Annotated in this window: 10 protein-coding genes; 5 read left to right on the forward strand and 5 right to left on the reverse strand. The window is 63.8% G+C overall.

All coding sequences use genetic code 11. The features are described from left to right. Positions 1-60: 60 nt before the first annotated feature. From AC0QUY_RS01880 to AC0QUY_RS01890, 3 genes are all read right to left on the reverse strand, one after another. On the reverse strand, positions 61-474 hold the full coding sequence (locus AC0QUY_RS01880) for a hypothetical protein (RefSeq protein ID WP_475385508.1): 414 nt from the start codon (positions 472-474) through the stop codon (positions 61-63). 131 nt (positions 475-605) lie between these two features. Next, a complete protein-coding gene (locus AC0QUY_RS01885; protein WP_475385520.1) occupies positions 606-1,364 on the reverse strand; it encodes a M15 family metallopeptidase in 759 nt (252 codons plus the stop codon). Beyond that, on the reverse strand, positions 1,364-2,791 hold the full coding sequence (locus AC0QUY_RS01890) for a caspase family protein (RefSeq protein ID WP_475385509.1): 1,428 nt from the start codon (positions 2,789-2,791) through the stop codon (positions 1,364-1,366). Before AC0QUY_RS01890 ends, AC0QUY_RS01885 begins: the two co-directional genes overlap by 1 nt. A gap of 148 nt (positions 2,792-2,939) precedes the next feature. Between AC0QUY_RS01890 and AC0QUY_RS01895 the strand changes: the two genes are divergently transcribed. From AC0QUY_RS01895 to plsY, 3 genes are read left to right on the forward strand one after another with little or no spacing between them, the layout of a single operon-like run. After that, positions 2,940-3,893, forward strand: coding sequence for an aspartate carbamoyltransferase catalytic subunit (locus AC0QUY_RS01895; protein WP_161855064.1), 954 nt, complete (start codon positions 2,940-2,942; stop codon positions 3,891-3,893). Between the two features lie 3 nt (positions 3,894-3,896). After that, positions 3,897-5,198 (forward strand): dihydroorotase, encoded by a 1,302-nt coding sequence (locus AC0QUY_RS01900; protein WP_161855065.1) that lies wholly within the window; start codon positions 3,897-3,899, stop codon positions 5,196-5,198. Between the two features lie 35 nt (positions 5,199-5,233). Then, positions 5,234-5,824, forward strand: a complete 591-nt coding sequence (plsY, locus tag AC0QUY_RS01905; protein WP_161855066.1) for a glycerol-3-phosphate 1-O-acyltransferase PlsY — start codon at positions 5,234-5,236, stop codon at positions 5,822-5,824. Between the two features lie 87 nt (positions 5,825-5,911). Here the strand turns inward: plsY and AC0QUY_RS01910 are convergent, their stop codons facing one another. Continuing rightward, positions 5,912-7,150: an amidase gene (locus AC0QUY_RS01910; protein WP_161855067.1), complete on the reverse strand. Its 1,239-nt coding sequence runs from the start codon at positions 7,148-7,150 to the stop codon at positions 5,912-5,914. Positions 7,151-7,371: 221 nt separating this feature from the next. Between AC0QUY_RS01910 and dprA the strand changes: the two genes are divergently transcribed. After that, entirely contained in the window at positions 7,372-8,490 is a 1,119-nt protein-coding gene (gene dprA, locus AC0QUY_RS01915; RefSeq protein WP_475385510.1) for a DNA-processing protein DprA, read from the forward strand. A gap of 102 nt (positions 8,491-8,592) precedes the next feature. Here the strand turns inward: dprA and AC0QUY_RS01920 are convergent, their stop codons facing one another. Continuing rightward, on the reverse strand, positions 8,593-9,501 hold the full coding sequence (locus AC0QUY_RS01920) for a LysR family transcriptional regulator (RefSeq protein WP_475385511.1): 909 nt from the start codon (positions 9,499-9,501) through the stop codon (positions 8,593-8,595). Between the two features lie 121 nt (positions 9,502-9,622). Here AC0QUY_RS01920 and AC0QUY_RS01925 point away from each other — a divergent pair, with 121 nt between their 5' ends. Then, complete coding sequence (locus AC0QUY_RS01925) at positions 9,623-10,594, forward strand: Bug family tripartite tricarboxylate transporter substrate binding protein (RefSeq protein WP_475385512.1); 972 nt, start codon at positions 9,623-9,625, stop codon at positions 10,592-10,594. Positions 10,595-10,837: the final 243 nt, after the last annotated feature.

Consider the following 10,837-nt stretch of genomic DNA (forward strand, 5'->3'; position numbering starts at 1 on the left):
GCGAAAAAAAGCGATTCTGGCTATGTTTGAAACTCCAATCCCGCCGAGCCGCAGCGAAGCTCAGATCGCACGCGTCTTGTCCGCCTTGGTCTTGGAAGCCAGGATCGGAAGGATCTCCCCTGTGCGCAACGGCCGACCGCCGGGGAAGGCGGACATCTGCAGGCTTGATGTATGCGTTGCTCTATCCACCGGAGAGACGAAGACAAAGCGAACCTCAATCTTGTGCTTGACCGTATAGCCTTGCCACTTTGGGTGCTCACGCGTCAGGGTTTGGGCAAGTTCGCAACGCAGCAGGTCGGAGGTCGACGTGGTCTTCGTGATCCCCTCGCGCGTAACCTTCTCCATGTAGCATTGATCGTTGACGGCGCTCATCCGGGCATCGACGCGCTGAAAGTTGACTCGCTTGTCGTACTGATCGTGCGTGGCCAGCCCGGCAGCGCCGAGGGCAACAATTACAATGCCTACGAGACGCATCCTCTGTGCTCCTTGTTGCCCCCACATCATGTGCCGGCAATTAAGGAGGGTTGAACGCGCTCTCAGCTACTTTTGCGATGGAAACCGTTGCCTTGCGAAAATACTTCGGATTTGAAGAAATCTCTTCGCACCTACCGCGCCCGCGTGATCGGGAAATCATGGGCTTGCCCGCCCGCCCCCGGCAGCGAGAAATGCCACCACTCCTTCGAATAGTTTACAAAGCCTCGCCGCGCCATCACCTGAACCAGCTTCTCCCGCCAGCGGCGCTGCGCTGGCGTGATGGATTTCGCCGCCGTGTGCGACTTGGTGTCGGAGCAATCGTAGCCGGTACCCATGTCGACGCTGCCGTCCGGCGCGCGCAGGTTCGCATTGGCGGTGCAGTCGGCATAGTCCTTGGTGGAATCAAAGGTGGCCGAATTGTCGGCTTTCAGATCGACCAAAGTGAGATCGAGCGCGGCGCCGGTGGAATGCCCGGAACGTTCGGCGATGTAACCTAAGCGAAACAGGTCGGCCTTGCTGAACGAGGGATTGTAGCGCTTCTGCGCCGGCGTTTCGCGGCCGTCGCGCGACCAGGCCACCATATCGGCGACCGCGCGCGTCGGCCGGTAGCAGTCGAACATCTTCAGCGACAGGTTCTGCAGCGCGAGTTCTTCCTGAACGCTTTTCAGGAGCGTGCCGACCTCGCGCTTCACCACGCATTCGGCAGCCTCATATCCCCTGAGCGGGCGGCCGACAAAATTGTTCGAGCCGGCGTAGCGGATATCCTGGATAATGGTCGGATCGACATCGCGCAGATAGACGAAACCGGCGGGCAGTTTCTGCGCCTGCGCGGCGACGCTGGCCAGACAGCATGCCGCAAGAATCGCAGCAAGGCCTCGTCCTGCGCGGATCACGGCGCCCGCTCCGAACCGACCACCAGTTTCGTGAGCGCGGTATCGGTGTATTTGTTGCCGGCCCAGACATCGTCGATGATGAACTTCACCCAGTAGGCCCTGATCGGTTTGGACAGTGTCAGCATCTCGGAGCCGAGACTGTCGCGCAGCGTATAGGTCTGCGTCTCGCCTTGCGAGAACACTGCGCGCAACTGGCGCACGCGGTTGTTCTTCTGGAAGATATCATTGCTCTTCTGATAGCCGTTCCGGACGTTGATGGACTTCACCAGGCGCATGGCGTCGAACTCGATCGTGATCCACTCGCCGACGCCATTGCCGTCCCTGCCCTCGATCCATGCATCGCCGGTGGAGCCGACGAAAAGATTCTGCACGCCATAGGAATTGCCGAACTGCGGCTTGCGCACCGAACTGACGCAATAGGTCTCGTGGCCGTTGCGCACACAGGTTTCGCCCGGGGCGCCCGGCCGCGACGGCCGCACCGCGCGTTCGGATTCAGGCGCGACATTCGCAAGTTTGGTGGCAGGTTGCTCGACGCGGCCGCCGCTCAACTGCCCCGCCAGGTAGATCCGTCCGCCGAGAGTCTGATCGTAATAGGCTGGCGTCTGCTCATGCGGCGCGGGCTGGCCGCGCTCGTCGGTTGCCTTCAGGGCCAGTTCGGCGACGCGTTCACGCACTTCGACGGCGAGATCGCCGAGATGCAGGTCCGGCCGCCTGAGCTGCTCGGCGAAGATCCGCGTGAAGACCGAATTATGCGCGGCGTCGTTGCCGCCCAGGCGATCCAGCGCGGTCTGGCCGATGCCGGCGGAATACAGCGTGAAAATGCCGCGCGCGGGCTTGGCATCGGCCAGCCCGCGCGTGTTGCCGATCGAGCGGCCGGCGGCGCGCGGGAACGGATTGTCGCGGCAGGCATCGATCACCAGCAGCGCCACGCGAACCGACCGCGCCTGCAGCTCGGCAATCAGATCTGGTTCGGCAAGCGAGGCGCCGCGCACGCGCGCCTCCGCGCCTTCAGTCACGGCCGGCACGTCGCTCGGGACCAGATAGTTGACGCCGGAGATCGCGACGCCATGCCCGGCGAAGAACAGGGCTGCCGTATCGCCCGGCTGCAGCCGCGCGGTGAATTCGGCGAGCTTGTCGATCATGGCCTGACGGCCAAGGTTGGTGCCGACGATGACCTCGAAACCGAGCGACCTCAGCGTCCCCGCGACCGTGGTGGCGTCGTTGACGGCTTTCCTGAGCTGCCGGTCGGCGGGCAGATTGGGATAGCGATCGTTGCCGATGGCGAGCGCGACGCGCTTCTCGGCCGTGGCCGGCGTGGCGGCGAGAAGCACCAGCGCCATACAGGCAGTCGCGCCGGCCAGCGTCCGCGAGGCGATCACGATGGATTGAATGAAATGCCGCACTTTCCCTGCCCGATGCGCCACGCGCCAATCCTGTGATCCTAGCCGAAAACAGCCGCTACGGAACACCGGCGGGCGGCATTACCCTTTGGCCGAAGCCCTAGTGGATAAGTCCGGACGCCGGATTTGAGGCTTGCCCCGCGTGGCATCTCTCCCTATAGCTCTGGCTTTAATGACCCCTATATCGAAATCGACCTTCGTCCTCGGGCACCGGCATCTGCTGGGAATCGAGGGGCTTTCCGCTGCCGACATTACCGGCCTGCTCGACCTTTCCGAGGAATATGTCGAGCTCAACCGCCAGGTGGACAAAAAGCGCACCTCCTTGCGCGGTCGCACCCAGGTGAACCTGTTTTTCGAGGCCTCGACCCGGACCCAGTCCTCGTTCGAACTGGCAGGAAAAAGGCTTGGCGCCGACGTCATGAACATGTCGGTGTCCTCGTCCTCGATCCGCAAGGGCGAGACGCTGATGGACACGGCGGTCACGCTCAACGCCATGCATCCGGATATCCTGGTAGTGCGGCACCACGCCTCCGGGGCGGTGGAACTCCTGGCGCGCAAGGTCGACGGTTCCGTGATCAATGCCGGCGACGGTGCCCACGAACATCCGACCCAGGCGCTGCTCGACGCGCTGACCATCCGCCGCAATAAAGGCCGGCTGGAAGGGCTGGTGATCGCGATCTGCGGCGACGTCATGCACTCCCGCGTGGCGCGCTCCAATATCCTCCTGCTCAACACCATGGGCGCCCGCGTCCGCGTCGTGGCCCCCTCTACGCTGCTGCCCCGCGGCATCGAGCGGATGGGAGTCGAGGTCGCGCGCGACATGCGCGAGGGCCTCAATGGCGCCGACATCGTGATGATGCTGCGGCTGCAGCGCGAGCGCATGAACGGCTCGTTCGTGCCGTCGTCGGGCGAGTATTTTCACTATTTCGGCCTCGACCAGAAGAAACTATCCTACGCCAAGCCGGATGCGCTGGTGATGCATCCGGGGCCGATGAACCGCGGTGTCGAGATCGATTCGCTCGTCGCAGACGGCGCGCAATCGCTGATCCGTGAACAAGTCGAAATGGGAGTGGCAGTGCGGATGGCGGTGCTGGAAGCGCTCGCCCGCAACCTGCCGAACGCGTAAATCATGCTGACCGACCGCCGACCGATCCTGCTTGCCAACGCCCGCGTCGTCGATCCCTCCAGGGATTTCGACGGGCCCGGTGACGTCCTGATTGCCGATGGCACCATCCGCGATAGCAAGCGCGGCATCGGCGCCGCCGGCGTGCCCGAAGGCACCGACATCATCAATTGTGCCGGCAAGATCGTAGCCCCCGGCCTGATTGACTTGCGCGCCTTTGTCGGCGAGCCCGGCGCCAGCCACCGCGAAACCTTTGCCTCCGCGAGCCAGGCGGCCGCGGCCGGCGGCATCACCACTATCATCTGCCAGCCGGACACCTCGCCCGTCATCGACAATTCGGCGACCGTCGACTTCGTGCTGCGCCGCGCCCGCGACACCGCGATCGTCAATATCCACCCGATGGCCGCGCTGACCAAGGGGCTGGGCGGGCAGGAGATGACCGAGATCGGGCTGTTGAAGGCTGCCGGCGCGGTTGCCTTCACCGATGGCGACAAGAGCGTCACCAATGCGCAGGTGATGCGCCGGGCACTGACTTACGCGCGCGATTTCGATGCGCTGATCGTGCACCACACCGAGGATCCCGATCTGGTCGGCGAAGGCGTGATGAACGAGGGCGAGTTCGCCGCCCGCCTCGGCCTGGTCGGCATTCCCAATGCCGCCGAGTGCATCATCCTCGAACGCGACATGCGGCTCGTGGCGCTGACCGGCGGGCGCTATCATGCGGCTTCGCTGTCCTCGATGGAGTCGCTCGAAATTCTCAAGCGCGCGCGCGACGCCGGCCTCGACGTCAGCGCATCGGTGTCGATCAACCACGTCACGCTGAACGAAAACGATATCGGCCCCTACCGGACCTTCCTGAAACTGTCGCCGCCGCTGCGTACCGAGGAAGACCGCCTCGCTTTGGTCGCGGCCGTCGCCTCCGGCCTGGTCGACGTCGTGATGTCCGATCACAATCCGCAGGACGTCGAGGTCAAGCGGCTGCCGTTCGCGGAAGCCGCGAGCGGCGCGGTCGGCCTGCAGACCATGCTGCCGGCGGCCCTGCGGCTGATTCACAACGGCGAGATGGACTTCAAGACCTTGATCCGGGCGATGTCGACGCGGCCTGCGGAGTTGCTCGGCCTGCCCGGCGGCTCGCTCCGCGCCGGGTCCCCCGCCGATGTCATCGTAATCGATCCCGATACGCCTTGGGTGCTCGATCCCACCGACCTCAAATCGCAATGCAAGAACACTCCATTCGACGAAGCCCGCTTCTCGGGACGCGTCGTGCGTACTATCGTGGGCGGACGGACGGTCTATGAACATGTCTGATTCGCCCGAAACGGGCCGCGGTGGGAGCTACCGCAATGTCTGACGCATTCCTCATCGTCGCCTTCCTGATCGGTTATCTGCTCGGGTCGATCCCGTTCGGTCTGGTGCTGACCAAACTGGCCGGGACGCAGGATCTGCGCACGATCGGAAGCGGCAATATCGGCGCCACCAACGTGCTGCGCACCGGCAGCAAGGGCCTCGCCGCGGCAACGCTGATCGGCGACATGCTCAAGGGCACGGTCGCCGTCATCTTCGCCGGCTACTACGGGGGCGCCAATGCGGCGATGCTGGCTGCGCTCGGCGCTTTCCTTGGCCACCTCTTCCCGGTCTGGCTCAAGTTCAACGGCGGCAAAGGCGTCGCCACCTATATTGGCGTGCTGATCGGCCTGTTCTGGCCGGCAGCCCTGATATTCTGCCTGATCTGGTTAGCTACCGCCTTCACGACGCGCTATTCGTCGCTGTCGGCACTGGTCGCCGCGTTCGTGACGCCGCTGTTCCTGTGGTGGTTCGGCCACCCCGCGCTGGCCTCGCTGTTCGTCGTGCTGACGCTGCTCCTGTTCTGGAAGCACAGCGAGAACATCAAGCGGTTGCAGGCAGGGACTGAAGGGCGGATCGGGGCGAGGTAGGCGGCAGCGCGGTAGGGCGGATTAGGCGAAGCCGTAATCCGCCGATTTGGCCGCACAGTCTGGCGGATTACGCTGCGCTAATCCGCCCTACGATTTAAGCGCCTCCTCAACAAACCGCGCCGCCGCCAATGCCTTCGCATCCGCGCCGTATCGCGCAATCACCTGCACGCCGACCGGCAGTCCGCCATCTGCGACATACGCGGGAACGTTGACGCAGGGCACACCCATCAGCGTCCACAGCCGGTTGTAACGGGCGTCGCCGGTCGAGCCCAATCCCTTGGGCGCCGCGCCGGGCGCCGACAGGGTCAATATCACGTCGACATCGTCGAACACTTTTTCCAACGCCTGTCTGGCGCGGCTCGCAACGCCCATCGCCTCGTCATAGGCGGCTGCTGTCGTCCCCTTGCTTTCGTCGAGCCGCGCGCGCAAGAGCGGCGCCATCGCCTCGTAATTTTCGCGGTACTCCCAGGCGAGCGCCTGATGCGCCTCGAATTCCTGGATCACCGGATGTGCCCGCCATGCCTCCGCAACAATTTCCTGCAAATCAACCCCATGCACAGTAGCACCGGCGCGTTCCGCCACGCGCGCGGCGGTCTGCAGCGCCTCCGCGCCCGCGGCTTCGGGCGCTCCGGCAAACTGTTGCGTCACGACGCCGATGCGCGGCGAGGCGACCGATGCAGGCGGCGCCAATTCAGGCCGACCGGTCATCGCGGACAGCCCGCGCGCCACGTCGTCCACGCCGGCCGCAAACAGGCCTACCGTGTCGAGCGTCCATGAATAGCATTTGACGCCGACGGTGGGCAGCAAGCGGTAGGATGGCTTGATCGCGGCGACGCCGCAAAACGAGGCCGGCCGGATCACCGAACCGCCGGTCTGCGTTCCCAGCGCGAGCGGGATCATGCCTGCCGCCACCGCCGCCGCCGAGCCGGACGACGATCCGCCGGGCGTGTGACCATGATTGTGCGGATTGAGCGTCGGCGTCGGATCCACGGAAGCGAATGCCGTCGTCGTGGTCTTGCCGACGATCGTCGCGCCCGCCTGCTTCAACATCATCACCACAGCCGCATCGCCGCGCGACCGATATCCCCGGTAGATCGGCGAACCCATTTCGGTCGGGAAATCCACCGTATCCATGATGTCCTTGATGCCGACGGCAATGCCGCGCAGCGGCCCGGCGCTTGCCGCGCGCACATTTTCGGCACGGCAGACGAATGCACCGATGGTCTTTTCTTTCGCACGGATCGCTTCCTGCGATTGTGCGATGGCGGCGTCGGGTGAAAGTTCGCCGGCATCGATGCGGCGCTGGAGTTCGGCGAGTGAGATCATGGGGCGCTTCCTGCGATGACCGAAGGATTTTTAGAGACGACCTTGTCAGGGGACAAGTGGGCGCCCTCTTACGTCATGGCCGGGCTTGTCCCGGCCATCCACGTCTTACTTGGCCGCCGCAGCAGGAAAAGACGTGGATGCCCGGCCCAAGGCCGGGCATGACGACTGAATAACTTGAAACAGCTTGCTCGCAATCTCAGGTTGGGCAAAGCTGCATTCGCATGCATGACCGTACACCGCCTACCCCTCACCTCACCGACGCCGAGCGAATTGACCGGCTCCGGCTGATCCGGTCCGACAATGTCGGCCCGCGCACCTTCAACTCGCTCATCGGCCATTTCGGTAGTGCGCGCACGGCACTGGACCGGCTGCCCGATCTGGCGCTTCGTGGCGGGGCTGCGCGTTCGGGGCGCATCTGCAGCGCGGAAGAAGCGCAAGCCGAACTGGCCGCGAGCAACCGGATCGGCGTCTCGTTGGTCGTGCCGGGCGAAGCCGCCTACCCGCCGCGGCTGGCGGCGCTCGACGATCCGCCGCCCTTGCTCGGCGTGCGCGGCGCGCCCGAGGCGCTGATGCGGCCGATGATCGCGATCGTCGGCTCTCGCAACGCTTCCGGCGCCGGACTGAAATTCGCCGGCCAACTGGCGCGCGATCTCGGCGACGCCGGCTTCGTCGTCATCTCCGGGCTGGCGCGCGGCATCGATCAGGCCGCGCATCGCGCGACGGTCCAAAGTGGGACGGTCGCAGTGCTGGCCGGCGGCCATGACCGGATCTATCCGCCCGAGCACGAGGATTTGCTGGCGGCCCTGCTCGAAAATGGCGGCGCGATTTCCGAAATGCCGCTCGGCCACGTGCCGCGCGCCCGCGACTTTCCCCGCCGCAACCGCCTGATCTCGGGCGCGTCGCTCGGCGTCGTCGTGATCGAGGCCGCGTACCGCTCGGGATCGCTGATCACGGCGCGGATGGCCGCCGAGCAGGGCCGCGAAGTGTTCGCGGTGCCGGGCTCGCCGCTCGATCCGCGCGCCGCCGGCACCAACGATCTGATCAAGCAGGGCGCGGCGCTGGTCACCGAAGCCAGCGACGTCATCAACGCAGTTCAACCGATCCTGGAGCGGCCGATCGTGCTCGAGGCGCGTGAAGGCGGTGACGAGCCGCTCGATTTCGACATCGATCCGGGCGTACGCCAACGCATTGTCACGCTGCTCGGTCCGAGCCCGATCAGCCTCGACGATCTGATCCGGATGTCGGGGCTATCAGCCACCATCGTTCGCACGGTGCTGCTCGAACTCGAACTGGCGGGCCGCCTGGAGCGCCATGGCGGCGGGCTAGTGTCGCTGATCTAGGGCGTGTACCCACAAAAGCGACGTCGGCTTCTGAGGGCCGAGCGGAAACCTTCTGATCGGCTAAGCACTACTGCTGGTGACCCAAGGCGGACATGCGCAAAATCAGCTTGCCAGATGGTCCTTCGCAATGGCCCGAACCAAGTTGACGAATTGTCTAAGCACCGGCGACGGATCGCCTCGTCGCGATGCCAGTCCCAGAACCGCTTTCGGCCCTGTGCCTTGCAGGCGCCGATAAACAACCCCAGCCATGCGCACACTCTGCATCGTCGATGGCACCATGGCGATGCCGAGCCCAGCCGCAACTAGGCTAAGCGCCGACGTAATTCGCGGCGCCGGCTGGCCAAGACGCGGAACAAAGCCGGCTGCTCGGCAGGCTGCAATGGTCTCATCATGCAAACCGGTCCCCGGCGGGCCGATAAGGATAAACGGATCGCTCGCGAGGCCCTTCAGCGGCACGGCCTTGGATCTGCCGGTTCTTGCCAACGGGTGATGACGTGGCAAGGCTGCGACAATCGGCTCCTCCTGTAGGGGCGTTACTATGACACCCTCTGCATGGATTTGCGCCGCCCTCACGAACGCAACGTCCATCTGGTCATTGTTAAACCGCGCGACGATCTCGTTGCTAAGTCCCTCCTCGAGCACCAGCGACACTAGCGGAAAGGTTTCGCTGAACGAGCGAATGGCCTTCGGCACGAGCGGATTGAAAGGCGCCGTGGGGGCAATGCCGACGCAAAGTCGACCCTGTTCACCCCGTGCCGCACGCCGAGTTGTCTCGAGCGCGCGATCAAGATGCATGAGCATGGCTTTAGCTTCCGCGAAGAGTGCCTTGCCCGCGGCGGTCAACTCGACACCGCGAGGCAAGCGGCGGAAAAGCTGCACCTTCAGCTCTCGTTCCATTAGCTGGATTTGCCGGCTGAGGGGCGGCTGCTGCATATCGAGCCGCTCCGCAGCCCGTGTGACGTGCCCCTCCTCCGCAACCGCAATGAAGTACCGAAGGCGTTTCAGATCCATAGCCATACCGAAAAAGTATCGCATTCACTCTTTTAATATCATGGCTCAAGCCGGATCAAAACCCTATCGTGAAGTACCGGCTCAGCTAGGGGGCCGGCACCTCAGGAGAAGGAATTTTGACATGCCGCAGCGCCGCGACTTCCTACGGCTGATGGCAACAGCAATCATAGCCCCCTTGCCAGGGCCCGCAGTGGCTCAGGCCTATCCATCGAAGCCGGTGCGGCTTGTCGTCGGGTTTCCCGCGGGCGGCCCGGTGGATATCGCTGCCCGTCTCATTGCGCCGTGGTTAACTGAGCGATTGGGTCAGTCCTTCGTGGTCGACAATCAGCCCGGCGAGAGCGGGAACGGTGCAACCAGATCGGTCATCAGAGCGGTGCCGGACGGGTACACGCTGCTCATCTGTGGCCCGGTGAACACGATCAATACGACACTCTTTGAAAGCCTCGATTTCAATTTTGGGCGCGACATAGCACCGGTCGCCAGCCTTTGGCGTGTCCCGCTCGTCATTGAGGTACAACCCTCAGTTCCTGTGAGGACAATTCCGGATCTGATCGCTCACGCGAAAGCCAATCCCGGAAGACTGAGGGTGGGATTTGCGGGTCGTGGCACGCCGCAGCACGTAGCGATCGAGCTATTCAAAACGATGGCCGGTGCCGACTTAACACTTGTGCCCTATTTGGGCTCGACGCCTGCGCTTGCCGACCTGATGGCCGGCAGCATCGATGTCATGTTCGATCCGCTGCCGTCCTCCATAGCGCATATCAAGAGCGGCAAGCTCATAGCACTAGCAGTCACTGCCCCAACGAGGTCAGAAGCCTTGCCTGATGTCCCAATAGTCGCTGATTCTGTGGCTGGCTACGAGGCAGGATCGTGGTTCGGCATTGGCGCACCGAAAGGAACACCGGCTAATGTCATTGAGAAGCTAAACATGGAGGTCCAGGCCTCCTTCGGCAATGCAAGCATCAAAGCCCATCTCTCGGGGCTTGGCGCGTTCGTGATTCCGGGTTCACCGGATCAGTTCGGAAAATTCATCCGCGAGGAAACCGAGAAGTACGCAGGCGTCATCCGTACGGCGAAGATTGCGGTCAAGTAGCCCTCAGACATGATCTCAAGGTCCGCTTCTGGACCGATTCCGTTGAAAAAGGCGGCAGTAGTTTCGTCGTGAACGCCCGCTGTTCCGCGGACGAGTCGGCTTGATGAGGCTCACGCGGGCATCGGGATCAGCTTGGCCATCTTACGAAGGTTCTGAGCGGTTGCAGCGAGGGTGAACTCATCACGTGCGCCATTCGGACCCCTTAGTCGTAGCCGATCGAGCTTGAGAATGCGCTTGAGGTGC

It is taken from the genome of Bradyrhizobium sp. WYCCWR15520 (genome assembly GCF_056174665.1).